The following is a 24400-nucleotide window of genomic DNA, read 5'->3' as shown; positions in this document are numbered from 1 at the left end:
GACACGGTCTTTTTTTTTCTGCAAAAAAACAACTTATCCCATTGGAGGAATCACATTGAATTTAAAACAATTAGGCTGGGAATCTTTTTTCGAACATCATTTTACCGATTATGATCAAGAACAATTCACGGTGGGAAGAGTGGCTCTCGAGCATAAGAGAATGTACCGCTTGTTTACCGAGCATGGTGAACTTCTTGCCGAAGTCACAGGAAAGCTTCGTCATTTGGCAACGCAACGCCAGGATTATCCTGCGGTTGGGGACTGGGTCGTGATCTCAGCAAGACCAGAGGAACAGAAAGCATCCATTCACGCCATTTTGCCACGAAAAAGCAAGTTTTCAAGAAAGGCTGCGGGAGTCACGACTGAAGAACAAATTGTGGCAGCCAACATTGACACGGTTTTCCTTGTCAATGCTCTGAACACCGACTTTAACCTCCGCAGAATGGAGCGCTATTTGCTCATGGCCTGGGAGAGCGGGGCAAATCCGGTGATTGTTCTAAGCAAGTGTGATCTTTGTGAGGATGTTTCACGAAAGATAATGGAAGTGGAGAGCATCGCGATGGGAGTGCCAGTCCATGCGATCAGTGCCGAAAATGGAGAAGGGCTGGACCAGCTGTCTTCGTATCTCGAATGGGGTCAAACGGTGGCGCTGCTTGGTTCCTCTGGAGCGGGAAAGTCTACTTTAACGAATGCACTTTTTGGTGAAAAGAAACAGGAAGTGAAAACCATCCGGGAAGATGATGACAAAGGCCGCCATACCACGACCCATCGGGAGCTGGTATTGCTTCATGATGGAGGAGTAGTTGTTGATACTCCTGGAATGAGGGAGCTTCAGCTATGGGAAGCGGATGAAGGGGTAAGCCAGAGCTTTTCGGATGTAGAAGCATTTGCCGGTCGCTGCCGGTTCAGAGATTGCAGGCACACAACAGAGCCAGGATGTGCTGTGCAGGCCGCCATTTCAGATGGTACATTGGATCAAGAACGTTATAACAGCTACGTTAAGCTGCAAAAAGAGCTGGCGTTCCTCGCCAGAAAAGAGGATCAGCGTGCCGCGCTGGCGGAAAAAAATAAATGGAAAAGAATCAGCGGGGACCGCACACGTGTAAACCGCAAATAATAAGAAACGCAGCCGGGATTCTCCGGCTGCGTCTTTTTACGCCTGAACGTCTTTTATTTCTTCTAACACGCCATCCCAAAGCTTGATGCGCATTTTTAGAGATTGGATAGCAGCCTGCTTTGCCTGCTGCAGCTTTTCCGGGTCATCAGCGCAAAGCGAAAGCAGCAGTTTTTCCGCAAGCGGGCCATGCTCATCCCCATCCAACTCAATGTGGCGGTTCAGATAATACTTTAATGTTTTTGCGTCCACTCCATGTGAGGAAACTTCATCAACAAGCACCTGAAACATGTCGGGAATCAAGTCTTCTCTTCCAAAAAAGAAAGCCGCGGCTACCTCATGTACTTCTCCATGCTGGGCAAGCTTTAGACTTTGATGTGTAAAAGCAGCAGCGCTTCTTGGAATTTCATCCGACTCAAGCGCAAGAAGCGGGTCTTCTCCTTCTTTTATCCTTGTAAGATAAGTCACAATGGGATTTGTATCTGCTTTTACCTCTTTCATTCCTTTCAAATAAAGCTCAAAGTGGCTGATAAATCCGCCTTCCCCATCTTCATCCGTTTCTTCCCCGAGTACAATTTCATTAATGAACCGGGCATATTCAGGGTGAGGTGCCGGCATCCATGGCAAGGACACACATGTAAGTTTAATTTGGAGCTTTTTTAAAAGACTCATAAAATCCCACACAGCAAAAACATGGTGCTTCATCAGGATTTTCACTCGTTCGGCATTGGTCAGCTGTTTGTAGAGAGGATGTTGAATCAGTTCCTCACGCACTTCTGTCAGGTCATTAAATACGTGGTGTTCCATAGTAAGTAAGCATTCCTTTCTTCGGTGTTTGATGATTTGCCAGAATGGTAATGGTTATAAGATAACGGAAAAATATAGCGAGGTGATCAGTTTTGCTGCAAAGATTCACAATACAGACACATAACCGGGACGAAATGCTGGATATAACGGAGACGATCAGGGCCTATATTCAGGAACAAGGTGTGCAAGATGGGGTTCTTTATGTATATTGTGCCCATACAACGGCAGGGATAACAATTAATGAAAATGCCGATCCGGATGTTAAATCGGATATGTTGATGAGGCTCGATGAAGTTTATCCGTGGGAGCATCCGAAGTACCGCCACGGGGAAGGGAATACTGCCTCCCATTTAAAAGCAAGTACTGTAGGTTCCTCCCAGATGGTCATTATCAACGAAAGAGACCTGGTACTCGGAACATGGCAGGGCATCTATTTCTGTGAATTCGATGGTCCACGCACCCGGAATTATTTTGTAAAAGTGATCCCTGATTAAGCAAAAAATCCTCTTTCATTTGTGAAAGAGGATTTTTTGCTATCTTTTAAGACAAAGCTGCTCTACTTCTAACAAAGTGTCTTTTGCGCTGCTGTAAATGGAAAGGTCAAAAAGATGATCCATCGATGTGGGCTCACGGTTGATTAATACGGTCTTTCCTTTCGCCATGGAAGGAAGCTGGTTTACTGGATAAACCTGCAGGCTCGTACCAATGATCAGGACCAAATCTGCCTGGCGAATGGCCGACATGGCTTGGTGCCATACCTCCTCAGGCAGCAGTTCCCCGAAAAGAACGATGGATGGACGAAGTTTCCCTCCGCAGGAACAGGTCGATCCTTTTTTAAAATCTTCAGCTGAATACACTTTGCTGCAGGTGTGGCAGTAAATGTTATGGAGTGATCCATGAAGTTCATAGATATTCTTTCCTCCAGATCTCCGGTGAAATCCGTCAACATTCTGGGTAGCAATTGCATGTATCAATCCCTTTTGCTGTAATCTTGCTAATGCTTCATATCCCTCATGAGGATTGCAGGTCTCAACATCCTGCAGTCGAAGGGAGTAAAATTCATTAAACAGATCGTAATGATTGTCCAGGGCCTCGACAGATGAAACATAGGCAGGATCAAAGTTTTTCCATAATCCATTATGTGACCTGAAATCGGGGATTCCGCTTTCGGTGGACATCCCGGCCCCGCTCAAAACGACAGTGAAGGAAGAGTGGTTTAACCAGGAAGCCAACTGTTCAATAGCCTGTTGATCCGTCATGAGGCATCACTCCTTTTAGTACTCATTATAGTACACTTAAGGTCTTCTTCTTATTTTTTTGCCCGAATAACGGTATACTTTAAGATAGCATTGAAAAGATGGGGGAGTCATGGATGATTAAAGTGCTGTTTGTATGTCTCGGCAATATCTGCCGTTCACCAATGGCTGAGGCGATCTTCAGGGATATGGTAGCCAAGCGAAAGTTGGAGGATAAAATTTCAGTAGATTCTGCCGGAACCGGAAACTGGCATGTAGGTGAACCTCCTCACGCCGGAACCCAAAAGCTGTTAACCGATAAAAAGATTTCATTTGAAGGGCTAAAGGCCAGGCAGATCACTGAGACCGATCTTTCGGAGTATGATTATGTCATTGGGATGGATGCTGAAAACATCGGAAATCTTCAGCAGCTCGCGGGCAATACACCTGTGGAGCATGTAGCAAGACTCATGGACTATGTTCCTGGAAGTGAGGTACAGGATGTTCCGGATCCTTATTTTACAGGCAACTTTGATGAAGTTTACGCCATGGTAAAAGAAGGATGCACTCATTTGCTTGAAGAGATTGTGGAGCGAGAAAACCTATAAGGAGGAATGGGAATGGGCATTGTTCGGGAGCTTTCAACACGTGTTGAAGTAAAAGAAGCGTTTCCAATAATGAAGCAGCTGCGTCCCCATTTAACGGAAGCGTTGTTTCTCTCTTTATATGAAGAAATGAGAACGAGCGGCTATACGCTGCTTGCCTGCTACGATGATGAGACAATTGTTGCTGTGGCCGGCTTTGCCATGTTGACCAACCTTTATTACGGGAAACATGTGTGGGTCTATGATCTGGTTACCGATGAGCAGGTCCGTTCAAAAGGACACGGGGAAGAGCTGCTTTCGTTCATTGAATCGTTTGCGGCGCAAAATAACTGTAATTGTGTAGCTCTGTCGTCGGGCACAGCACGAACAGATGCCCACCGGTTTTATGAAGCAAGGATGGGATATGCCCGGGTCAGCCATGTATTTAAAAAAGACTTTGCAACATAAAAAAACCGTCGCGCCTTTTGGCGTAACGGTTTTTTTAGTATGGAGTGTTATGCGTTTCTTCGCATACCACGCAGGATAGCACTGACAATCAATACAACGACAATCGCACCGATGATCGCTGGTATGATAGCGAAACCTGCAACGTCAGGACCCCAGTCACCAAGGACTAGTCCTCCAAGCCAAGCTCCAACAAAACCTGCGATAATGTTACCAATGATTCCGCCAGGAACGTCACGTCCTGTGATTACTCCTGCTAACCATCCAATAATACCACCTATAATAAGTGCCCAAAGAAAACTCATGTGTGTGTTCCTCCTTAAAAGTTTTTTGTTTTATTGTGTTGTACCGTTAAGATACCCATTGCTAAATAAAAATAAACAAAATAAAAAAATGTTTTTTCATGCCAAGCATCGGGAATGTAATCCGTACACTCACGCAAATACTTATTATAAGGAGAGATGCAAAATGGCTTACCAAAGTTATGAAACGTATCAGAAAGATGACAGTAAATTGTTAAAAGGCATCTTGATCGGAGCTGCCCTTGGAGCGGCGGTTGCCATGCTGGACCGTTCAACAAGACAATCCATGAAGCAGCGTTCCATTGGGGTAAAGGATACTACAAAGAACCTAGTAAGGACGGTTAAAGATGATCCACAATCTCTGACAAGCGGCATGAAGGAAACGTTTCAATCGGCATCAACAGCAGTAAATGATGTAGTGGAAGATGTAAAACATCTTATGAATACAGTGGACAGCGTAAAAAACACAGGGATGCAGGCTGTAGAACAAGTAAAAGGAGCAGGAAGTGAAGTCGCTAAAATCGGCAGCAAATTAAAGGACGCCGGACAGGATGTAAAAGAGCACAGCAAAGATACAGTAGCCGAAATTTCAGATAAAAATTCTACTTCACCCACTTCCACTTCTGGTCCGTCCTATGCGGATTTAGACAATAATCCACATGTAGTTGGAAGGAATCAGGGCAACTAATCGTTGCCCTCTTTTTCAATGGGCTCAAACAACGAGGTGAACCTATATGAATTTATTTAGCCAGCTTAAAGACATATCTCCAAAATCATTTGCAGTGGAGTTTATGCACAGCTTTAAGAAAAATGATGTGCCGGACTTGGCAGCCCAGCTTGCCTACTATTTTCTTTTGTCCCTCTTTCCATTTTTGATCTTCCTGATTACGCTCGGCGGGATTTTCATCTCTCCGGAAGATGCGGTTAAAGTGTTAAACAATGTGGTTCCTGGTGAATCGATGAAGGTCATCAGGGAAAACCTGCAGACGGTCATTGAGTCAAAAAAGGGAGGACTGCTTTCTTTCGGGATCATTGCGACACTCTGGTCCGCTTCTAATGGCGTAAATGCGGTGATTAAGGCATTAAATGGAGCATACGGCGTCGAGGAATGCCGGTCGTTTATTATGGCAAGAACCCTTGCCGTGTTTCTTACCATTGGACTCATCCTCGCCATCGTTGTTTCTCTTGTCCTTCCCGTCTTTGGGAAAATGATTGGTGAATTTATTTTCTCCTATCTCGGACTGGATCAGGTCTTCCTCAGCTTATGGGGATTGATGCGCTGGCTGATTAGTTTTCTGGTCATAGCGGTCGTTTTTTCTGTTCTTTATTACATGGGACCTTGCAAAAGACTGAAGTATCGTGAAGTATGGTATGGCGCAATCTTTTCTACAGTTGCCTGGCTGATTGTTTCTTTGTGCTTCGCATTTTATGTCGACAGCTTTGGAAATTATTCCGCTACATACGGAAGCCTTGGAGCTGTAATTGTCCTCATGCTGTGGTTTTATTTGACAGGACTGGTTATTGTCCTTGGCGGTGTAATCAATGCGACACTGCATAAATTTAAAATCGATCAGGCTTATGAAAGAGGCCTGCTGACAAAAACAAGATAGCGTTTTTAAAAAGACCGCATTAGGCGGTTTTTTTTTGGACAAATTCACCCCCGAAATGCATGATTTCCTATCGACCTCATATGGTATAATGAATGGGGCTTTTTTTGAACGGAGGATAAGTTGGATGTTCTGCAATTGGCCGGGATCAAGCGATTGAATGGAGAAGGAATATGACCAAGAATAAAAACGTAACTAAGAAAAAGGCCCGGTTAAAGTGGAGAAATATTGGCTGGCTCCTGTTTTTAATTTATTTTACGGTTCTGATATACGTCACTCTCTTTACCTATAACCATTATGTGTACGGTAAATCACTGAACCTTGTGCTGTTTGACAGCATAAGACTCATGTGGAAAAGCGGCGATTACTGGCTGATCTTCAAAAACGTCATTGGCAACGTCGTATTGTTCTTTCCTCTGGGATTCTTGCCACCCCTTATCCACCGCTTCCTTTCAAAATGGGCACTTATGTTCTTCATCGGGTTCGGGACAAGCTCAATCATCGAAGTGCTTCAATATAGTTATGCTCACCGCATTTTCGATATCGACGACATTTTATTAAACGGATTTGGCACCATGGTCGGGCTTGCTGTGTTTAAATTTTGCGCCCTTATCTACAGAATTATTGAAAATAACATACTAAAGAGAAAAAGGTAGCTCCCGCAGCTGCCTTTTGGCAGTTTTTGGGGTTGTTTTTGGAGGTGAAAGAGAGGCGGTAGGGGAATTAGTTGCGGTTCGACAAAAATTAGTTGCATATCAAGTCTTTTTCGTAAAAAAGAGCCGCCTGACAGATGATCAGGTGGCTCTTCAAGATTTAAAGGTGTCCAGCTTCAGAGCCCAAAAGCTCGACCGTTTCACTCTTTCAACACAACACAAAAAGCGTGTTGTATGTTCAAGAGTTCCAACGTCTGCCGCTTTTAAACGGGCTCTTCAGCTTTTCTTGTGATCCAGCTTCAACGCCTAGAGACTCGATCACTTCGGTCTTTGTCAGAAAACAAAAAGCGTTTTATGACAAAGCCCTCCAGTGCTAGTCGTCTCTCAACAGGCTCTTCAGCTTTTCTTGTTTACTTCGTTTCTTTTCCTAGTACGCGGTTGACGCGTTTGGTTAGCATTTTCATGCCTTCGCCGCCAGCCTGGAAATGGCGAAGCTTTCCTTCTGCATCAAAAACGTAATAGGCTGGAACGTATTGGTTTTCGAAGGCATCAGTAAGGTTGTGTTGGTTATCAACAAAGATGGGTTGTGAAATGTCGTGTTCTTTTGCTACTTCTTTGATTTGGTCAAGGTCTAAATCTTTTTCAGAACGAGGCATGTGTACGGCAACGACATTCAATTCATCTTTATAATCGTCCCGGAATTTGTTGATGTTTGGCATAGCTTCTTTACATAGTCCGCAGCTTACAGACCAAAAGTGAATAAGGGTTGGTTTGTTGCCGATTAGATCTTCTTTTTTAACTTCTCCGTTAATCCATTCTGTTGCGCCGTTTAGTTCCGGCATTTCATCACGTAATCTCATGAATAGGTGGCTCCTTTGCTAATTGGTTTATTTATAATTATTATTATTTAATTTCAATTATAAGTATAAGGAATTTCAGCGCAGAATGCAAAAATATTGCCTTCACTAGTATGCATTCTGACAGCTTATATTATTGGTTCTCAGACGACGTTTTTTTGCGACTCATTTCTTTCTCCGGTTCCTTTATGAAAATAGGTGACAAGGAGGAGTACCAGCAGCATGCCGCTGATCGCGTAAACAAATGCGCCTGATTGGAAGGCTTCAATAAACCAGCCGCCAACAAGAGGGCCTGTCATGCTTCCGGAGCTAAAGGCGATTCCGGCCAGGATATTGCCCACAGGCAGAAGGTGCAGCGGAAGGAGATCGCTCATATACGTAATTCCAAGTGAAAACAGGGAACCGACAAACATTCCGGCTATGAAAAAAAGAAGTAAATAAATCCACATGTGGCTGCCGGCCAATAATGTGCCTGTAAAGGCCAGAAAACCTACGAAAAGGCATACGAGAAGCACCTTTCTCCGGCCAAAGCGGTCACTCCATAATCCAAGTGGCAATTGAAAGACAAGGCTTCCCACAACAAAGGATGGCAGTAAAACGGACACCCAATTCACTGGTATGCCATGCCGCAATGCATAAACAGGGAAAGAACCGTTTAGCGAAGCCTCCAGGAATCCGTAGCCAAAGGCAGGCAACAGGGCGACCCAGGCTGCCCGCATAACTTCCCGGTAGCGTCCGAGTGTATTCATTCCTGCTTCTTTTACACCTTCAGATGACGGAAACTCATTTTGGATGAACGTCATAATAAAGAATGATATCAGGCAGAAGGCTCCTGATATAAGAAAAGGCAATGCCTCGCTCACGGAAGCGAGTCTGGTCATAAGCGGTCCGATTCCAAAGCCCGCGCCAAACGCAATACCATACAGCGCAATGTTTCGGCCACGCTTTTGGGCCGGGCTGTTGGACGTGACCCACACTTGTGTGGAGAAATGGAGCATGTGATCTCCTACACCGATCACCAGGCGTAGCGCGAACCAAAACCAGAAGGCTTTCCACCAGGGGAATAAAAAAAGCGAAACAGTAACAAGGACAAGCCCTGACAGGATTATTTTTTTATAGCCAAATCTTCTCATCGGTTTTTCAATAAAAGGGGAAGCAAGAACAATACCGATATACAGAGCGATAGCATTTAATCCATTTAATGTTGAAGAAGTGCCCGCCTCTTCCAGCAGAATGGCGATCAAAGGCAGCAGCATGCCTTGAGAAAATCCTGAAATAAAAACAATACTTACTAAAATGGAGAATTTTGATCGTGTCAATACAGCCATTATATAACCTATCCTTTGCATCAAATCTATCCCCATTTTACAATGAATAGCCATGTCATGGACAGGAAATCGCAATTTTTGTAAAAACCATGGAAAGTTGTATAAACTGTAAGGTATACGAGGTGATAATGATGGAATTTACGATGAGAGAAAACGGGTTTCAAACACAATTTGAATATGGATCCCTTGATGTTTCCGGAGATGCACACTATGGATTCAGACCCTATCAGCTGATGGTGTCATCGGTTGCGGTTTGCAGCGGGGGAGTACTCCGAAAAGTACTCTCAAAAATGCGGCTGGACGTGGAAGATATCAAAATTAAAGCAGATGTGGTCAGAAACAAGGAAGAGGCGGACCGGATCGAAAGCATTCATATGCATTTTATTTTGAAAGGCAATGGCCTGTCACCAGAGAAAATTGAAAAAGCTCTGCGCGTTACAGAGAAAAACTGTTCAATGGTTCAGTCGGTGAAAGGCAGTATCCGCATCAGTGATTCATTTGAACTGATTGCATAAAGAAAAGCATTCCTTTTGGGGAATGCTTTTCTTGATTTATTACATATCCAAAGTAACGGGCTCTTTTTCTTTTGAATTCATCAGACGGAATGATGTTGGTTGAATCTCAAGGATGATTAAATCAGGATCATCCTTGCCTGTAAACCAGTGCTTCATCATATCCTGCCAGAATTCCTCTTTAATGGCTTCTTTCTCACGAACCCTGATGGTTCCCTGCATTTCAATATATGGGCTGTCCCAGTCTGTGTAGCCCAAAAGAACATGAACGTTTGGATTCTCTTCAATTTCATCCACTTTATGTGTTTGTTTACTTGTTGCGGTTAACAGGGTAATATCATCACGTTGGAAGTACATATATCGTGCGTTTGGTTTGTTTTGTGAAACGGTGGAAAGGGTGCCAACAGGATTTGAGTCCACAATATCTTTAATTTTTTGTTTAAATTCCTCCTGATTCATAAATAATTCTCCTTTCATACTTCACCTTTTAAAAAATAGTTCCACAAATTTGTATCGAGTAAACACAGAACCCGATTTTAGAACAAGGAGAGGAGCAAGGACATGGCGCTTAGCCACGATTTTACAAAAGGCAATCTGTTCAAAAGCATGATTTTTTATTCCTGGCCCATCTTCCTGAGCAATCTCCTCCAGGTTTCCTTTCAGATCATTGACAGCTATTGGGTGGGAAACCTTCTTGGAAGCAGGGAAGTCGGAGCGATTTCGATATCGTCCACGGTCATTTTTGCTGTATTGTCGTTTATTATTGGGATCAATGGAGCAGCACTCACGGTTCTTTCGCAGCAAAAAGGAGCGGATGATGCTGAAGGGCTGAGAAAATCGGTGAATGCCTTTGTCACCCTTTTGGGATGCTTGGCCATTTTGCTTGGCATTATTGGATTCTTTTCATCACAGTGGCTGCTTCAGCTTCTCGGAACACCGAAATCCGTCATGCCCATGGCGGTAAACTATCTTCAGATTAATTTTGCGGGAATCTTGTTTTTGTTTGGCTATAATTTTATTTCAACCATCCTCCGGGCAATGGGAGACAGTAAAACACCGGTACAGTTTGTCGTGATTGCTGTCATTTTAAATGCCATTCTGGATCCTTTGTTCATCAGCGGACTTAACATGGGATTGGACGGTGCCGCATATGCCACTATTTTTTCACAAGGTGCCGCTTTCTTGTATGGGGTATATCATTCTGTTAAAACCGGCAAAGTGCCTTTTGAAATTCCTCATTGGCCAGAAAGATATTATCTAAAAACGGTAATGGCACTTGGACTTCCGGCAGGACTGCAGATGCTGTTAATCTCGGGAGGAGTGGCCGCTATCATGAGTGTGGTTGCTTCTTTTGGAGAAGATGTGGTGGCCGGGTTTGGAGTCGCCCAGCGGATGGACAGTTTGATCATGCTGCCGGCCATGACGCTCGGCTCAGCTGTAAACAGTATGGCAGGCCAGAATATTGGAGCGAACAAATGGGATCGGGTTTCATTGGTCGCGAGAAACGGGATTTATCTTATTTTGAGTGTTACCCTTTTGATCAGCGCAATTGTAGTTGCAGGGGCTTCCTGGTTTATTTCCCTGTTTGTAAAAGATGCAGAAACGATTGAATTTGGTGCTCAATATTTAAGAAGCATCGCCTTCTTTTATCCGTTTCTGGGTATTAATTTTGTATTGAACGGCGTTGTCCGGGCTTCAGGCGCCATGGTGCAGGTGCTGATCCTGAACCTCATTTCATTTTGGATTCTTCGATACCCGTTGACCTATTTATTTGCTCAGTGGTTTGGAGAACGAGGAATTGCCTACGGAATGTCCGTCAGCTTTATCATCAGCAGCGTTTTCGCCATTTTGTATTACAAGCTGGGAAAATGGAAGGATATCCGAATATTAAAGCAAGACAAAGAAAAAGACGCCTGAATTTCCAGGTGTCTTTTTTGTGTAAAAATTTGTTATTCGCTCAGCATGGATAAATTTCTACAACAAGAAAAAAATAGGGATATAAAAGGAGGAAAAACACATGAAACGGAACACTTTGGGGTTGGGTTTAAATCGGAACTCAGCCGCCTTATTCCTTGTTATAATTATGATTTTTTCCCTGGTTGTCCAGCCGCATTCCGCTGCGGCCGCAGGTGTAAGGGTTCCGGGATCGGTTGTGAGTATTTCTAAAGAAAACACCTATCCTAACTCTGCACAGGACCTTCCTTATCTTGAACCGAGCAAATTGGCAAAGTCAATGCTGAAAACATCCAACGTGGCTATAACCAACCCGGATTTAATTCGTATGTTGAACGAGTCTGTCATTCATCCGTCAAAATTGGCTATTGGTTACAGAGCCAGAATCTTTCTTGGAGTGTGGCCTCTTTCGTATCAATCTACAGAATCAGCCGTCAATTGGGAATATCAGCAAATCAATTTGAACAGGCTTGATAACCGGGGAGGCAAGTCGCTTGCTCAGCTGCGCTATCATCAACAGATGCATAAACGAGTAACCGGAGGGCTTACCGCTGAAATCCCTAACAGCGAAGCGGTAAAGAAAATGATGATGATTGCTGCAGGAGAAAAAACCAAACTCCCACTTTCATTTCAGACGAATATTGGGGCAGGTACCAAGAAAAACAATGTTTATAATATTGCTCCCAAGCAGGTTGGGTACTTGGCAAGCTATGTTCCAGCTGTGAATGAAAAAGGGAGGGTCACCTACGGTGAAGTCTATATTGTTCTAAAAGGCAGTAAACGAAAAATTGAAGTACAAAATGTAACCCAACAGGGAATCGGAGCATGGATTCCGGTGCAGGAACACGTTTCTTTCAGATTTCATTCGTCGAATATGTAAATAAAAAAGAACCAGCTTTTAGCTGGTTCCTTTTTATTTTTGAAGTTCGCATTCTTCAACCCATTGTTCACTCCAAGATTGAATAGATTCAATAATGGCTCGTAGGGATTCTCCCTTTTCGGTCAATGCATACTCGATGCGGACCGGGGTTTCAGGATAAACATGGCGTGAAACAATGCCAACGGATTCCAATTCTTTCATGCGCTCCGTAAGCATGCGGTCACTCATCTCGGGGATTTGCTTTTTAATATCCTTAAAACGCCTTGATCCTCCCAATAAAACACGGATGATAAGACCCGTCCATTTTTTTCCTATAATATCTATCGCTACTTCATATCTGGGACACATTGTGTTGTAATCCATACAATTCACCTCATTGTATTGATCTTTCGACGACTAATTATAGTCTTTCCTATGATGATACTCCCAAAACTTACTATTGTAAAGTTTATAACTTTTTAATTAGTCATATATTGGAAGAAAGTGTCGTGAAATCAACTTCTTTGTAATACGTATCTTTCACCAGCAAATTCGGACCAAGACATTTTACAGCCGGACAATGGCAATTCACTGATTTCGCTGCAGATGTGTTCAGCCATGCTTCATAGGCTTCAGGAAACGAGGTGGTTTGTATATTGCCAAGTGAGGGGGTGTCACCAAAATCAGTGACAATAATTTCACCATCAAATAAATTGACGTTCAGACGGGAACGACCATCGGGGTCATTCCGGACCGTCACATTTTTTTCAGCATAAAGCCGGTTTAATAATTCCAGGTCCTCGTTTTCAGCAGAACATGGATAAAAAGGCAGGGTGCCAAAAAGCATCCAAACGTCAGAATTACGGACATCAAGCAGTCTGTGAATGGCCGAACGTGTATCCTCAAGTGACAGCACCTGAAGCGAGCTGGCAAAGTCACTCGGGTACATAGGGTGAATTTCATGGCGTTGGCAGCCCATTTCCTGTATGTGATTGTGGATCTTTTCCAGGTAGGGCAAAGTCGTCTTGTTCAGCATTGTTTCAGCAGAGACAAGGACACCTCTTTTTGTGAGCTCCTGTGCATTATGTACCATTCGATCAAACAATGCGGCCCGCTGCTCCATCGAAGGCTTCCTCTCCATTTGGGCAAAACCGATCTCGGCAAAATCTTCGATGGTGCCCCAATTGTGGGAAATATGAAGAACATCCAAAAAAGGAAGAATAGGCTCATAACGTTCAAGATCCAGTGTAAGGTTAGAATTAATCTGTGTTCTTGCTCCACGCGAAGTGGCATAGCGGAGCAAAGGCACCACATAGTTCTCGACAGATTTTTTTGACATCATCGGCTCTCCGCCGGTGATGGAAAATGACCGAAGTTCGGGAATTTCATCCAATCGACCTATAAGAAGCTCAAGCGGCAGAGGTTCTGGATCCTTAACATTCAGTGTGTAACCGACAGCGCAGTGTGCACAGCGCATATTGCAAAGCGTGGTTGTCGTGACTTCAATATTCGAAAGCCGCATGGTGCCGTGCTTTTCAACATCCAAATAAGCCTCCCAGGGATCATTCTGGATGGAAATTGGGTTTTTTACCATCATAAAAAAACTCCTTTATTAATAAAACGGGTAAAAACATAACGTTTCCGCAATCTATAAATACACCATATGATAACGCAATAGCCGTAAAAGAAAAAGGGCTGCGGGGATTTTATTGGCAGAGATTCAATCCTTTGATACAGTATGAAAGAAAGGAGAGGTATATGTGGGTAAATCAGTAGAAGATAAGTCATCTCAAAAAGAATACATTATGAACCGGATTGACATGCTGCTGCAAGTGCTGGATTCAATTGATGCAGAAACAGCAGGTGTGGAAGAAATTGACCGTATCATTGGGATGCTTGATGATCTTGAATTCAAATGCAAACAATTCCGAAATAATTGGGAAAAAGAATAAATTGGAACGAAAAGTAAGCGCTCTTTTATCCTTTTTGTTATAATGGTATTGGTTTAAAGCGATACAAATTATTTTTAAATAATAAAAGGGGTTAGAGCATGGAAAAGTTTCAGGAGAGCATGTATAAGCTAATCGTGGAAACATCAACAAACTTGCCAAAGGATGTCCGCAGAGCCATTGCCGCAGCGAAAATTCGCGAAAATGCAGGCACCCGTGCAGCAATGTCGTTAGACACGATTACAAAAAACATTAAAATGGCCGACGATAACGTTTCACCGATCTGTCAGGATACGGGACTGCCGACCTTTAAAATTAAAGTACCAGTTAACGTGAACCAAATTGAAATGAAAAAGGCGATTAAAAAAGCGGTGGCTGAGGCAACAAACGATACCAAGCTTCGTCCCAACTCCGTGGATTCGATCACTGGCGATAACAGCGGTGATAATCTTGGTGAGGGAACGCCTGTTATTAAGTTTGAACAATGGGAAAGCGATTATATTGATGTCCGTTTGATTCTTAAAGGCGGCGGATGCGAAAATAAAAATATTCAATACAGCCTGCCAGCTGAACTTGAAGGACTTGGCCGTGCGGGACGCGACCTTGATGGCATCCGAAAATGCATCATGCATTCCGTTTACCAGGCGCAAGGTCAAGGGTGCAGTGCAGGTTTCATCGGTGTAGGAATTGGTGGAGACCGTACAAGCGGTTACGAGCTTGCCAAGGAAATGCTGTTCCGCTCGGCAGATGATGTTAATCCAAACGAAAATCTTCGCAAGCTTGAAGAGTATGTAATGGAAAATGCCAACAAGCTTGGCATCGGAACCATGGGCTTTGGAGGGGAAACAACTCTTCTTGGCTGTAAAGTGGGCGTTATCAACCGAATTCCTGCCAGCTTCTTCGTTTCTGTAGCCTACAACTGCTGGGCATACCGCCGTTTAGGCGTTAAGATTGACCCGGTTTCTGGTGAAATCCAGGAGTGGCTGTATCAGGAAGGCGAAGATGTCGACTTCGACAAAATGAAGGAAGAAGCGGCTGCAGCACTTGAAGAAAAAACGGAAGTTCGTCAGGTGACCCTGGAAGCCCCGATCACAGAAGAACAAATTCGCGAACTGCGCGTAGGGGATGTTGTGACCATTAACGGTATGATGCATACCGGACGCGACGCCATTCATAAATATTTAACCGATCATGATGCACCCGTTGATCTGAACGGACAAATCATCTACCATTGCGGTCCGGTTATGGCCAAGGATGAGGAAGGCAACTGGGTCGTTAAAGCTGCTGGTCCAACCACCTCAATCCGTGAAGAGCCTTACCAAGGCGATATCATGAAAAAATTCGGTATCCGTGCAGTCATCGGCAAGGGCGGAATGGGGAAAAAGACCCTTCAGGCGCTTGGCGAGCATGGCGGTGTTTATTTGAATGCCATTGGCGGAGCCGCACAGTACTATGCGGAATGCATGCAAAAAGTAGAAGGCGTTGATTTGATGCAATTTGGTATTCCTGAAGCCATGTGGCACATTAACGTTAAAGGATTTACAGCCGTTGTTACCATGGACTCCCACGGCAACAGCCTTCATCAGGATGTGGAGAGCTCCTCACTTGAAAAACTTGCGCAATTTAAAGAACCTGTTTTTAAATAAAACTCCTGAAAAAAGGCCGGCCAACTGCCGGTCTTTTTTTCATGGCAAAGACTTCCTCGTATGCTTTTAATTCATCCATAAACACTAAAGGTAAGGATGAATTCAGCAAGGAAGGAGAGATACACCATGAAAAAATGGGGAATATCTGCACTGTTTATTGGTGCTATAATGCTGGTAACTACCCATACGACTTTTGCTTTGCAGCCTTCTAATACCCGGCATGAGTGGTATTTTCAAAAGAAAGGGAATGAAGTGCCGCCGACGACCGACCAGCGCTATCTGCAGCTGATGGAAAAGTACGACGGTCTGTTTTTAGGAGATCCAAAGAGAAAAGACATTTATCTTACCTTTGATAATGGGTATGAAAATGGCTATACCGATGATGTCCTGAATACGTTAAAGGAGAAAAAGGTGCCTGCCGCGTTCTTTGTTACGGGACATTTTATCAACACTCATCCAGACTTGATCCTGCGTATGGCAAAGGAAGGCCATATTATCGGAAATCATACGAACCACCATCCGGATATGACACAAATCACTGCAGGGCGCATGAAAGAGGAACTGGAATCGGTTAAGCAAAAATACCGCAAAATCACCGGAAAGAACGACATGCAGTTCCTTCGTCCTCCAAGAGGGGTGTTCAGCGAGCAGTCGATTGCTGTTTCCAAGCAACTGGGATACCGCCATGTATTTTGGTCGCTGGCGTTTGTTGACTGGGAAGTGAACCGGCAGCGCGGCTGGCAATATTCGTACAACAACATCATGAAACAGATTCATCCGGGCTGTATTCTGCTCTTACACACAGTTTCAAGGGATAATGCAGAGGCGCTGGGCAAAGCCATAGATGATTTGAGAAAGCGGGGCTATACGTTCAAAAGCCTTGATGACCTGAAAGTGGATAACCAGACCAATAAAGCTCCTGTCCAATAAAAAAGCCTTCTATAAGGCTTTTTTTTCTGTTTCGGTGTTGTAGTTGGGAACAATCGGGAAACAATGCTATAATGGGACGTAAAAAAATTTTGAGAGAAGTGAATGGCTTTGCCAAAAGAAACAGCCAACCACAAACAAAAAACCATTTTAACCAAAGGACAGACCATCCCGCTCAACATTAAGCGTCTTGGCATTAATGGAGAGGGAGTTGGTTTTTTTAAACGCACAGTGGTTTTTGTACCGGGAGCCCTTCCCGGTGAAGAAATCATTGCGCAAATAGAAAAGGTTTATCCCAACCGTGCTGAAGCTGTGGTCAAGCGCATCAAGAAAAAATCGCGTGACCGGGTGGTGCCCCCATGTCCATTATATGATGAATGCGGAGGCTGCCAGCTGCAGCACCTAAGCTATGAAGGTCAATTGAAGGAAAAGCAGGATGTCGTTCGCCAGGCCTTTGAGCGGTATACAAAAATAAAACCGGAGAAACTGCCTCTCCGTCCGACTGTCGGAATGCAAAACCCTTGGGAGTATCGAAATAAAAGTCAGCTTCAGGTGGCCAAAGAGAAGGAGAAGGTTATTGCTGGCCTTTATGGCATTAACTCGCACCGGATCATTGATCTCGACCAATGCATCGTTCAGCATCCGGAAACTGTGCGTGTAACCAACGCTGTTAAACGGATTCTAGAGGATCTGAATATTCCGGTTTATCATGAAAAAACACGAAAAGGGATCATCCGTACCATCGTGGTAAGAACCGGGTTTGAAACAGGTGAAACCCAGCTGGTTCTTGTGACCACCCAGGAAAAAATTCCGCGCAAAGAACTTTTGATCGCCGAAATCCAAAAACGGATTCCCGAGATCAAATCCATTGTGCAGAATGTGAATGACAAAAAAACTTCGATTATTTTCGGAGAAAAAACCATCCCGCTTGAGGGTCCTGAAACGATTGGGGAGAATCTCGGCAGTTTGTCGTTTGAGCTTTCAGCAAGAGCGTTCTTTCAGCTGAATCCGCAACAGACGGTAAAGCTGTATGATGAAGCCAAAAAAGCAGCGAAGCTCACCGGAAAAGAAAAAGTGGTGGACGCCTACTGCGGAACCGGGACGATTGGGCTCTGGCTGGCCCCGGACGCTGCAGAAATAAGAGGAATGGACGTCATTGAAGAATCCATCCTAAATGCAAAAGAGAATGCAAAACGGCACGAATTTACAAATACGCATTACGAAACCGGAAAAGCGGAAGTGATCCTTCCAAAGTGGCTGAAGGAAGGATGGAAACCGGACGTTATTGTGGTGGATCCACCCCGAACTGGATGCGACCAGGCTTTCCTGAACACTGTTGGAAAGATAAAGCCAAAACGGATGGTGTATGTGTCCTGTAATCCATCTACCCTGGCAAAAGATGTCCACATGTTAATAAGTCACGGATTCGTATTGGAAAATTTAACGCCTGTGGATATGTTTCCGCAAACGGCTCATGTTGAAGTTGTGTGCACGCTCGTACAAAAGAATGAAGGATGAACAAAGAGAGAGGGGAGCGGTTCCCTTCTCTCTTTTTAAAATTATGTATTCACCGATCGAATCATTTCCATGTTCACGTCCTTTGCTTGTCTAGTCTATAGTAGATTAAATGAAAAGTGTGGTACTAATCATTATTTTCAGACATATACACACAATCCACAGGGTTATCCACTGGTTGTTAATATTTATAATAATGAAAAATTTATATAAACATCATGATACGTTTATTTATTTTACAAATCCTTAATAAGCAGGTAAGTTATCCACATTATTAACATCCTGTGGATAAAGTTGCCCACAGAAAAAAGAAAAAGCCCTTCCGATTAGGAAGGGCTTTTTTTATTCTTATTTATCAAGCTGGCGATGGTCTGCTTTTTCTGCGCGCGCCATTGCTTCACGGTCATCCGCATCGGCAACTTCAGAAGAATATTCTACATCTACACCTTCAGGCTGCTTTAGATCCGCTTCGGTCAAACCGTCCTTTTCATTTTCCAACTGGTTCTTTTCATTGTCCATGGGTATTCCTCCTTTAGCAGTATAGGTCATCATGGAGAGGTTAACGTTGTTTTTTTCTGTATATGGAACTACTTGATTTGTGAAGAGGTTTGGGATGTATATTCATTTTTTTCCCTGCCGTTAGCTGACTTAAACTCTTCTTTGTAAAGCACTTCCTGCGTTTTGGTCAAAGCAGCATTGCGCTCCTCAGCCTGCCGTTTTTTACTTTTCATGCCTTTCTCCCCCTTTAAAAGAAATAAAAAAAGAAGATCACCCGGCAAGCAACAGAACTTACTGAGTCATCCCCTTTATAGTTTTTCCTTTAATGGCGCGAAATATTTAAGCCTCTTTCAGGTGGTTGTCGTCAAACATCTCGTGTTGATGCTGGGTTCTCAGCTGATGAAGCACATAGTTATCTTTTTCGATTTGATACAGGTTATACACATCTCCATCACGGTTCAGTTGCTGATAAATGTCTGGACGGGTTTCATTGGCCAGCGTCACATAAGGAATCTTTTCAGCCGCCTTTTGGGAGCGTGGGTTGGATTTTCGAATCCGCATAAATACGGTATTAATGTTATGCTCATAAAACAATTCAGAAAAGAAATGTTCTTTCGCAAGCTTGTTATAGCCCTTTCCAAAGTACGGCTGTCCAATCCAGGTGCCTAAAAAACCACACCCGTCATGTATGTCGTACAGGCTGATCGCACCAATCGGATTATACCACTCATCCAGAATGGTCCTGGAGATCGTTTCTCCGCGTTCTTCTTCTTCAATCGTCTGTTTGGTGAGGAACATAAATTCCTCGAGACATTCGGTTTTTTGCCGAACAAAAGGAAAAACTTCCGGGTGCGCCATTAAATTGAAAAGAACATGACAGTCGTTTAAATCACGCTTTTTTAACAATTTAATCCCTCCTGGAGGGCAGAAAAATCCCACCCTCGAATTAAGAATAAAAATTAATTCGGGGTGGGAATCGAACCCACTAGGACCAGAAAATCTGGTGGCGCACCAATTGCCTTCCCTATGGTTTTTGCTTATTCATTTATACTTGAATCATATGATATTTTACCGAAAAAGAAAATAGTTTTTTTGTTTATTTTTTATAAAAAAAACGCTTATTTTTGTAAAGAATTTTACCTTGAATCATGGTCATAACAGGGAGGGAGGAAAAATGGAACGGATGCTCCGACCACAGGCTGAGATCCCCGTCCTTTCCAGGTTCTAAACTTCCGATCCGCTGGTCCACTCCAAGGTTTTTTGCCGGGTTGATGGTGATTCCTCTAAGTGCATTTTCTTCGCTTAATCCTTCCCGTACGGAAAGAGCTGCGCACACATTCAAGTACTGGATGGGTGTATAGGGATGATCAGTGGTGATTGAAACCTCAATCCCGTGGTCAGCCAAAACTTTATAGGTTTCCCATGTTTTATTTTTCAGTTCGATTTTTGACCTTCTCGTGAGCGTGGGACCGACTGAAACCTGAAGGCCGCGGCCGGATAAATCGTTGGCTACCAAGTGACCTTCCGTGCAATGCTCGATTCTTAAATCGAGGTTGAATTCGTCAGCCAGTCTCACTGCAGACAGGATGTCATCTGCACGGTGAGCATGAATACGGACCGGGATTTCCCGTTCCAAAGCGGCCAGAAGAGGGGAGATTCTTAAATCTTCCTTAAAAGTTGAAGCATTTGCGTGATAAAACGCTTCACGCAGCATTCCCATAATGCCCATCCGGGTAATGGAATTATTTTCTCTTCCGCTGTGAATCCTTTTTGGATTTTCCCCAAGGGCCACTTTCAGTCCTGCAAGTTCTTTCACGAGCATATCACGAATATCTGTGCCGGCTGTCTTAATGACCGATGTGGTTCCCCCAATGACATTGGCACTGCCCGGCATGATGTGGACGGCTGTGATTCCATGTTGAATGGCATCGCGAAATCCGCTATCGAGAGGGTGGCATCCATCGATAGCGCGAATATGGGGAGTGAGAACTTCATTGGTTTCATTGGCATCATTGCCTGCCCAGCCCGTTCCTTCGTCGTAAAGCCCTAAATGGGTATGAACATCAATCAGGCCTGGCAAGAGGTGGAAGCCCACCGCTTCGATAACTTCCATGTCTGAAGAGGGCTCAATGGCCGGAGCAAGATGGAGAATCTTGCCGTTCTGGATGAGAATATCCCCTCTTTTCATGACTGGGGATGTTATGGGGTAAACCTTGGCGCCTTTAATGAGTGTTTTCAACTGCATCACCTATTTTTCTTTTTATATATATATATATTGCAGATTACTTAAGCAAATTCTCCAGCGCCTCTTGAGCCCGCGGGTAATGGTAGGTAAATCCTTTTTTTACCGCCTTTTCCGGGTAGGCGTGCTGTCCTTCCAGGACCAGTACACTCATCTCTCCAAGAAGGCTTTTGATGGCGAAGGAGGGAGCAGGAAGCCAGTGGGGCCGTCCAAGTGTTTCTCCGAGCTCTTTGCCAAAATCACTGTTCTGTACGGGATAAGGTGCCGTCACATTAACGGGTCCTACCATGCCTGGCTGCAGGCAAAACTCAATAAGCCTGGCCGCATCCTCAAGATGAATCCATGATACCCACTGTCTGCCTGAACCGATTCTTCCGCCGGCAAAAAATTTATAGGGCAAAGCCATTTGGGAGAGAGCACCGCCTTTTTCACTAAGAATAACGCCAAACCGCGCAAAAACGGTGCGAATTCCCAGTTCATTGGCATGACTTGCTTTTTGCTCCCAGAGCCGGGCCACTTCCGAGAGAAAATTTTCGTTTTTCGGTGTGGAGCGTTCAGTGAAATGCTCTTGTTCCGATGTTCCGTAATAACCGACAGCGGAGGCATTGAGCAGCACGGACGGTTTTTCGGGGAGCTCAGACAGGATACGCAGTACTTCATCCGTGGCCTTCATTCGGCTGTCCATAATTTTTTTCTTTTTCTCATCGGTCCATCTTCCGTTGATGCTTTCACCGGCCAGGTTAATTAAGGCATCGATGCCTTGAAGCTCATGTTCCGGTGTACTCTCATTACCCAGCCATGGCACATACCTGAGCTTTGGATGGTCGGATTTCTTGTCAGAACGCGTTAGTATGTACACTTCATGGTTCTTCGACAGCAAAAGCTTGGTGATGGCCGAGCCGATGAGTCCGGTACCGCCTGTGATTGCAATTTTCATAAAAACCTCCTGTATGGTAATTTTCCAGAAAAGTTATTTAAAAATTAAGAATATTTGTTATAATTGCACTGTAATTATATCAATGTTTTGAGGGGGAGCCTAATGGAAACACAGCCGAGCACGATTAGAAAGAAAAGTAATCCGGTCGCAAAGGCCTTGATCTGGATTGCTGTTGCCCTTGCTGGAGGCATTAGCTTATCTGTTATTGCCCTGCAGAGGGACGAACACATTAATGCCATCTGGTTCGTGGTGGCATCTCTCGCAACATACGCAGTTGCTTATCGCTTTTATTCCCGTTTTATCTCCAATAAAATCTTCGGATTGGACAAGAGGCGTGCGACGCCGGCTGAAAGGTACACGGACGGTAAGGATTATGTGCCAACCAATAAATGGGTCCTTTACGGTCATCATTTTGCTGCAATTGCTGGTGCGGGTCCACTGGTGGGGCCCACCCTGGCTGCCCAGATGGGATATCTTCCAGGAACGATCTGGATTGTCGCGGGAGCTGTACTTGCGGGCTGTGTCCAGGATTTCGTCGTCTTGATTATTTCCATGAGGCGAAAAGGTAAATCGATCGGGGAGATAGCAAGAGAAGAGATCGGTCCTGTCGGAGGATACCTTGCACTCGTTGGTGTATTTGCCATCATGATCATTTTGATTGCAGTTTTGGGGCTTGTCGTTGTAAACGCTTTAAAAGCGAGCCCATGGGGAATGTATACCATTGCGATGACGATTCCGATCGCCTTGTTCATGGGAATCTACATGAAATTTTTGCGGCCGGGAAGGGTGGGGGAAGCTTCAATCATCGGGTTTGCTCTGTTGATTTTTGCACTTGTCAGCGGTCAATGGGTGGCAGATTCTGCTACACTGGCCCCGATGTTTACATTCGAAGGAAAAACGATCGCTATTATGATGATTGTTTACGGATTCCTGGCTTCCGTGCTTCCAGTCTGGCTTTTGCTCGCTCCGCGTGATTACTTGAGCACATTTTTGAAGGTTGGGGTCATCGGTTTGCTGGCTGTCGGCATATTCATTGTTATGCCGGAAATCAAAATGCCTGCGCTGACCAAGTTCGTGGACGGAACGGGTCCGGTATTCTCGGGGAATCTGTTTCCATTTTTGTTCATCACCATTGCCTGTGGAGCAGTCTCGGGATTCCACTCTTTGATTTCTTCCGGTACAACGCCAAAGCTGATTGCAAATGAGAAACATGCCAACATGATTGGATATGGCGGAATGCTGACTGAATCCTTTGTAGCGGTAATGGCTCTTGTTGCAGCTACCCTTTTATCGCCAGGCGTGTATTTTGCAATCAACTCGCCGGGAGCGGCAATCGGCACAGATGTAAGCGCTGCCGCATCGACCATCTCCTCCTGGGGATTCTCGGTCAGTGCGGATGAAATCAATTCGCTTGCCCAGCAGGTGGATGAAGAGAGCATTCTTTCACGGACAGGAGGTGCTCCGTCATTAGCCGTCGGAATGGCACACATTTTTTCCAAAATGGTCGGTGGACCTCAGCTGATGGCATTTTGGTACCATTTCGCCATCCTCTTTGAGGCAGTCTTCATATTAACGACGATTGATGCAGGAACGAGGGTCGGGCGTTTTATGCTTCAGGATTTACTCGGCAACATTTGGAAGCCGATCGGAAAAACGGATTGGATGCCTGCCGTTTATATTACAAGTGCCATTGTAGTTGCGGCATGGGGTTATTTCCTTGTCGTAGGTGTCACTGACCCGCTGGGCGGCATCAACACGCTCTGGCCGCTCTTTGGCATAACAAATCAGATGCTGGCAGCCATTGCTCTGATTGTGGCAACAACAGTCATCATCAAGATGGGCAAAACCAAATATTGCTGGGTCACGCTGGCCCCGCTGGCCTGGCTCATGATTGTGACGTTTACGGCCGGCTGGCAAAAAATCTTTTCTCAGCTTCCGAAAATTGGCTTCCTGAAGCAGGCGGAAGTGACAAAGCAGGCGTTAACTGCAGGAAAGCTGCCACCGACCATACCGACTGAGGAAGCAGCCAAACAGATTATCTTTAACAACCAGTTAAATGCGGTGCTTACCGGCATCTTTATGCTTCTTATTCTCGGTGTTCTGATTGATGCCCTGAGGATTTGGGGAAAAGTGTGGTTTAAGAAAGAAGAACTGCCGACAAGTGAGGATCCGTTTAAACAGACGAAAATCAGCGAGGTGTCCTGATGAGAACTTTTATTCAAAAAATCAGGCAGGGGGCCGGAGTTATCCGCAAGATCGGGAAGGGAGTATCCAATCTTCCAGATTATGAGTCCTACGTCGCTCATATAAAAATACATCATCCCGAGGTGGCCCCGCCTACAGAGGCTGAATTTTTCAATGATTTTTTGGACAAAAAATACGGAGCATCCGCCAGGAGATGCTGTTAAAA

General features: G+C 44.5%; 29 protein-coding genes. 16 read left to right on the top strand and 13 right to left on the bottom strand.

The window, feature by feature from the left end; all coding sequences use genetic code 11:
• Positions 1–55 precede the first annotated feature (55 nt).
• Positions 56–1117, top strand: a complete 1062-nt coding sequence (gene rsgA / locus AS030_RS18305) for a ribosome small subunit-dependent GTPase A (protein ID WP_061974349.1) — start codon at positions 56–58, stop codon at positions 1115–1117.
• A gap of 36 nt (positions 1118–1153) precedes the next feature.
• On the opposite strand, the gene AS030_RS18300 is transcribed toward rsgA, so the two are convergent.
• Entirely contained in the window at positions 1154–1921 is a 768-nt protein-coding gene (locus AS030_RS18300) for a DUF3050 domain-containing protein (protein WP_061974347.1), read from the bottom strand.
• A 92-nt stretch (positions 1922–2013) separates the two neighbouring features.
• Here AS030_RS18300 and AS030_RS18295 point away from each other — a divergent pair, with 92 nt between their 5' ends.
• Positions 2014–2415, top strand: coding sequence for a secondary thiamine-phosphate synthase enzyme YjbQ (locus AS030_RS18295; RefSeq protein ID WP_061974345.1), 402 nt, complete (start codon positions 2014–2016; stop codon positions 2413–2415).
• A gap of 39 nt (positions 2416–2454) precedes the next feature.
• Here AS030_RS18295 and AS030_RS18290 read toward each other — a convergent pair whose 3' ends face one another.
• Positions 2455–3180 (bottom strand): SIR2 family NAD-dependent protein deacylase, encoded by a 726-nt coding sequence (locus AS030_RS18290; RefSeq protein WP_061974343.1) that lies wholly within the window; start codon positions 3178–3180, stop codon positions 2455–2457.
• A 113-nt stretch (positions 3181–3293) separates the two neighbouring features.
• On the opposite strand from AS030_RS18290, the gene AS030_RS18285 reads away from it, so the two are divergent.
• Both AS030_RS18285 and AS030_RS18280 read left to right on the top strand, forming a co-directional pair.
• On the top strand, positions 3294–3764 hold the full coding sequence (locus tag AS030_RS18285; protein ID WP_061974341.1) for a low molecular weight protein-tyrosine-phosphatase: 471 nt from the start codon (positions 3294–3296) through the stop codon (positions 3762–3764).
• A gap of 12 nt (positions 3765–3776) precedes the next feature.
• Positions 3777–4208 (top strand): GNAT family N-acetyltransferase, encoded by a 432-nt coding sequence (locus tag AS030_RS18280; RefSeq protein WP_082635889.1) that lies wholly within the window; start codon positions 3777–3779, stop codon positions 4206–4208.
• A 47-nt stretch (positions 4209–4255) separates the two neighbouring features.
• On the opposite strand, the gene AS030_RS18275 is transcribed toward AS030_RS18280, so the two are convergent.
• Positions 4256–4510, bottom strand: a complete 255-nt coding sequence (locus AS030_RS18275; protein ID WP_061974337.1) for a GlsB/YeaQ/YmgE family stress response membrane protein — start codon at positions 4508–4510, stop codon at positions 4256–4258.
• Between the two features lie 163 nt (positions 4511–4673).
• On the opposite strand from AS030_RS18275, the gene AS030_RS18270 reads away from it, so the two are divergent.
• The 3 genes from AS030_RS18270 (at position 4674) to AS030_RS18260 (ending at position 6770) form a co-directional block, all read left to right on the top strand.
• A complete protein-coding gene (locus AS030_RS18270; RefSeq protein ID WP_061974335.1) occupies positions 4674–5195 on the top strand; it encodes a YtxH domain-containing protein in 522 nt (173 codons plus the stop codon).
• 46 nt (positions 5196–5241) lie between these two features.
• On the top strand, positions 5242–6117 hold the full coding sequence (locus tag AS030_RS18265) for a YihY/virulence factor BrkB family protein (RefSeq protein ID WP_061974334.1): 876 nt from the start codon (positions 5242–5244) through the stop codon (positions 6115–6117).
• 170 nt (positions 6118–6287) lie between these two features.
• Entirely contained in the window at positions 6288–6770 is a 483-nt protein-coding gene (locus AS030_RS18260; protein ID WP_082635888.1) for a VanZ family protein, read from the top strand.
• A gap of 407 nt (positions 6771–7177) precedes the next feature.
• Here the strand turns inward: AS030_RS18260 and AS030_RS18250 are convergent, their stop codons facing one another.
• The gene (locus tag AS030_RS18250) at positions 7178–7627 is read right to left on the bottom strand and encodes a TlpA disulfide reductase family protein (RefSeq protein ID WP_061974329.1); all 450 of its coding nucleotides are present in this window, start codon (positions 7625–7627) and stop codon (positions 7178–7180) included.
• A 140-nt stretch (positions 7628–7767) separates the two neighbouring features.
• The gene (locus AS030_RS18245) at positions 7768–8952 is read right to left on the bottom strand and encodes an MFS transporter (RefSeq protein WP_061974327.1); all 1185 of its coding nucleotides are present in this window, start codon (positions 8950–8952) and stop codon (positions 7768–7770) included.
• A 131-nt stretch (positions 8953–9083) separates the two neighbouring features.
• On the opposite strand from AS030_RS18245, the gene AS030_RS18240 reads away from it, so the two are divergent.
• Positions 9084–9467, top strand: coding sequence for an OsmC family protein (locus tag AS030_RS18240; RefSeq protein WP_061974325.1), 384 nt, complete (start codon positions 9084–9086; stop codon positions 9465–9467).
• Between the two features lie 39 nt (positions 9468–9506).
• Here AS030_RS18240 and AS030_RS18235 read toward each other — a convergent pair whose 3' ends face one another.
• Positions 9507–9923: a pyridoxamine 5'-phosphate oxidase family protein gene (locus AS030_RS18235; protein WP_061974323.1), complete on the bottom strand. Its 417-nt coding sequence runs from the start codon at positions 9921–9923 to the stop codon at positions 9507–9509.
• Between the two features lie 102 nt (positions 9924–10025).
• Between AS030_RS18235 and AS030_RS18230 the strand changes: the two genes are divergently transcribed.
• Positions 10026–11381: an MATE family efflux transporter gene (locus tag AS030_RS18230; protein WP_061974321.1), complete on the top strand. Its 1356-nt coding sequence runs from the start codon at positions 10026–10028 to the stop codon at positions 11379–11381.
• Between the two features lie 100 nt (positions 11382–11481).
• On the top strand, positions 11482–12297 hold the full coding sequence (locus AS030_RS18225; RefSeq protein WP_061974319.1) for a YfkD famly protein: 816 nt from the start codon (positions 11482–11484) through the stop codon (positions 12295–12297).
• A gap of 33 nt (positions 12298–12330) precedes the next feature.
• Here the strand turns inward: AS030_RS18225 and AS030_RS18220 are convergent, their stop codons facing one another.
• On the bottom strand, positions 12331–12660 hold the full coding sequence (locus AS030_RS18220) for a winged helix-turn-helix transcriptional regulator (RefSeq protein ID WP_061974317.1): 330 nt from the start codon (positions 12658–12660) through the stop codon (positions 12331–12333).
• A gap of 103 nt (positions 12661–12763) precedes the next feature.
• On the bottom strand, positions 12764–13873 hold the full coding sequence (gene yfkAB / locus AS030_RS18215) for a radical SAM/CxCxxxxC motif protein YfkAB (RefSeq protein ID WP_061974315.1): 1110 nt from the start codon (positions 13871–13873) through the stop codon (positions 12764–12766).
• 163 nt (positions 13874–14036) lie between these two features.
• Between yfkAB and AS030_RS18210 the strand changes: the two genes are divergently transcribed.
• From AS030_RS18210 to rlmD, 4 genes are all read left to right on the top strand, one after another.
• Positions 14037–14228: an SE1561 family protein gene (locus AS030_RS18210; protein ID WP_061974313.1), complete on the top strand. Its 192-nt coding sequence runs from the start codon at positions 14037–14039 to the stop codon at positions 14226–14228.
• 98 nt (positions 14229–14326) lie between these two features.
• Complete coding sequence (locus AS030_RS18205; protein ID WP_061974311.1) at positions 14327–15871, top strand: fumarate hydratase; 1545 nt, start codon at positions 14327–14329, stop codon at positions 15869–15871.
• Between the two features lie 126 nt (positions 15872–15997).
• Positions 15998–16801 (top strand): delta-lactam-biosynthetic de-N-acetylase, encoded by an 804-nt coding sequence (pdaA, locus tag AS030_RS18200; protein WP_061974309.1) that lies wholly within the window; start codon positions 15998–16000, stop codon positions 16799–16801.
• Positions 16802–16903: 102 nt separating this feature from the next.
• Complete coding sequence (rlmD, locus tag AS030_RS18195) at positions 16904–18316, top strand: 23S rRNA (uracil(1939)-C(5))-methyltransferase RlmD (protein ID WP_061974307.1); 1413 nt, start codon at positions 16904–16906, stop codon at positions 18314–18316.
• A 345-nt stretch (positions 18317–18661) separates the two neighbouring features.
• On the opposite strand, the gene AS030_RS23170 is transcribed toward rlmD, so the two are convergent.
• The 5 genes from AS030_RS23170 to AS030_RS18180 form a co-directional block, all read right to left on the bottom strand.
• Positions 18662–18832 carry a YfhD family protein gene (locus AS030_RS23170; RefSeq protein WP_129477712.1) on the bottom strand — a complete coding sequence of 57 codons (171 nt, stop codon included), beginning with the start codon at positions 18830–18832 and terminating at the stop codon, positions 18662–18664.
• A 68-nt stretch (positions 18833–18900) separates the two neighbouring features.
• Entirely contained in the window at positions 18901–19044 is a 144-nt protein-coding gene (locus AS030_RS23760; RefSeq protein WP_139168439.1) for a YfhE family protein, read from the bottom strand.
• Positions 19045–19150: 106 nt separating this feature from the next.
• Positions 19151–19717: a GNAT family N-acetyltransferase gene (locus AS030_RS18190; protein WP_061974305.1), complete on the bottom strand. Its 567-nt coding sequence runs from the start codon at positions 19715–19717 to the stop codon at positions 19151–19153.
• A gap of 190 nt (positions 19718–19907) precedes the next feature.
• Positions 19908–21050 (bottom strand): amidohydrolase, encoded by a 1143-nt coding sequence (locus AS030_RS18185; RefSeq protein WP_061974303.1) that lies wholly within the window; start codon positions 21048–21050, stop codon positions 19908–19910.
• A 43-nt stretch (positions 21051–21093) separates the two neighbouring features.
• A complete protein-coding gene (locus AS030_RS18180) occupies positions 21094–21990 on the bottom strand; it encodes a TIGR01777 family oxidoreductase (protein WP_061974301.1) in 897 nt (298 codons plus the stop codon).
• Positions 21991–22092: 102 nt separating this feature from the next.
• Here AS030_RS18180 and AS030_RS18175 point away from each other — a divergent pair, with 102 nt between their 5' ends.
• Together AS030_RS18175 and AS030_RS18170 are read left to right on the top strand one after the other, a co-directional pair.
• The gene (locus tag AS030_RS18175) at positions 22093–24195 is read left to right on the top strand and encodes a carbon starvation CstA family protein (protein WP_061974299.1); all 2103 of its coding nucleotides are present in this window, start codon (positions 22093–22095) and stop codon (positions 24193–24195) included.
• Positions 24195–24398: a YbdD/YjiX family protein gene (locus tag AS030_RS18170; RefSeq protein ID WP_061974297.1), complete on the top strand. Its 204-nt coding sequence runs from the start codon at positions 24195–24197 to the stop codon at positions 24396–24398. The genes AS030_RS18175 and AS030_RS18170 overlap by 1 nt, the downstream gene beginning before the upstream one ends.
• Positions 24399–24400: the final 2 nt, after the last annotated feature.

Origin of the sequence: Fictibacillus enclensis (genome assembly GCF_001457035.1) — a bacterium.
GTDB classification, from domain to species: domain Bacteria; phylum Bacillota; class Bacilli; order Bacillales; family Fictibacillaceae; genus Fictibacillus_C; species Fictibacillus_C enclensis.
Note: the sequence above shows the minus strand (reverse complement) of the source record. Positions and strands in the feature narration are given on the sequence as shown.

What these genes read in the sequence shown, in the direction of transcription:
- AS030_RS18280 (WP_082635889.1), top strand. Translation starts at nt 3,777, where the DNA reads ATGGGCATTGTTCGGGAGCTTTCAACACGTGTTGAAGTAAAAGAAGCG.
- AS030_RS18205 (WP_061974311.1), top strand. Translation starts at nt 14,327, where the DNA reads ATGGAAAAGTTTCAGGAGAGCATGTATAAGCTAATCGTGGAAACATCA.
- AS030_RS18180 (WP_061974301.1), bottom strand. Translation starts at nt 21,990, where the DNA reads ATGAAAATTGCAATCACAGGCGGTACCGGACTCATCGGCTCGGCCATC.
- AS030_RS18230 (WP_061974321.1), top strand. Translation starts at nt 10,026, where the DNA reads ATGGCGCTTAGCCACGATTTTACAAAAGGCAATCTGTTCAAAAGCATG.
- AS030_RS18245 (WP_061974327.1), bottom strand. Translation starts at nt 8,952, where the DNA reads ATGGCTGTATTGACACGATCAAAATTCTCCATTTTAGTAAGTATTGTT.
- AS030_RS18225 (WP_061974319.1), top strand. Translation starts at nt 11,482, where the DNA reads ATGAAACGGAACACTTTGGGGTTGGGTTTAAATCGGAACTCAGCCGCC.
- AS030_RS18260 (WP_082635888.1), top strand. Translation starts at nt 6,288, where the DNA reads ATGACCAAGAATAAAAACGTAACTAAGAAAAAGGCCCGGTTAAAGTGG.
- AS030_RS18285 (WP_061974341.1), top strand. Translation starts at nt 3,294, where the DNA reads ATGATTAAAGTGCTGTTTGTATGTCTCGGCAATATCTGCCGTTCACCA.
- AS030_RS18220 (WP_061974317.1), bottom strand. Translation starts at nt 12,660, where the DNA reads ATGGATTACAACACAATGTGTCCCAGATATGAAGTAGCGATAGATATT.
- yfkAB (WP_061974315.1), bottom strand. Translation starts at nt 13,873, where the DNA reads ATGATGGTAAAAAACCCAATTTCCATCCAGAATGATCCCTGGGAGGCT.
- AS030_RS18265 (WP_061974334.1), top strand. Translation starts at nt 5,242, where the DNA reads ATGAATTTATTTAGCCAGCTTAAAGACATATCTCCAAAATCATTTGCA.
- AS030_RS18290 (WP_061974343.1), bottom strand. Translation starts at nt 3,180, where the DNA reads ATGACGGATCAACAGGCTATTGAACAGTTGGCTTCCTGGTTAAACCAC.
- rlmD (WP_061974307.1), top strand. Translation starts at nt 16,904, where the DNA reads ATGGCTTTGCCAAAAGAAACAGCCAACCACAAACAAAAAACCATTTTA.
- AS030_RS18175 (WP_061974299.1), top strand. Translation starts at nt 22,093, where the DNA reads ATGGAAACACAGCCGAGCACGATTAGAAAGAAAAGTAATCCGGTCGCA.
- AS030_RS18250 (WP_061974329.1), bottom strand. Translation starts at nt 7,627, where the DNA reads ATGAGATTACGTGATGAAATGCCGGAACTAAACGGCGCAACAGAATGG.
- AS030_RS18235 (WP_061974323.1), bottom strand. Translation starts at nt 9,923, where the DNA reads ATGAATCAGGAGGAATTTAAACAAAAAATTAAAGATATTGTGGACTCA.
- AS030_RS18240 (WP_061974325.1), top strand. Translation starts at nt 9,084, where the DNA reads ATGGAATTTACGATGAGAGAAAACGGGTTTCAAACACAATTTGAATAT.
- AS030_RS18270 (WP_061974335.1), top strand. Translation starts at nt 4,674, where the DNA reads ATGGCTTACCAAAGTTATGAAACGTATCAGAAAGATGACAGTAAATTG.
- AS030_RS23760 (WP_139168439.1), bottom strand. Translation starts at nt 19,044, where the DNA reads ATGAAAAGTAAAAAACGGCAGGCTGAGGAGCGCAATGCTGCTTTGACC.
- AS030_RS23170 (WP_129477712.1), bottom strand. Translation starts at nt 18,832, where the DNA reads ATGGACAATGAAAAGAACCAGTTGGAAAATGAAAAGGACGGTTTGACC.
- AS030_RS18275 (WP_061974337.1), bottom strand. Translation starts at nt 4,510, where the DNA reads ATGAGTTTTCTTTGGGCACTTATTATAGGTGGTATTATTGGATGGTTA.
- AS030_RS18300 (WP_061974347.1), bottom strand. Translation starts at nt 1,921, where the DNA reads ATGGAACACCACGTATTTAATGACCTGACAGAAGTGCGTGAGGAACTG.
- pdaA (WP_061974309.1), top strand. Translation starts at nt 15,998, where the DNA reads ATGAAAAAATGGGGAATATCTGCACTGTTTATTGGTGCTATAATGCTG.
- AS030_RS18170 (WP_061974297.1), top strand. Translation starts at nt 24,195, where the DNA reads ATGAGAACTTTTATTCAAAAAATCAGGCAGGGGGCCGGAGTTATCCGC.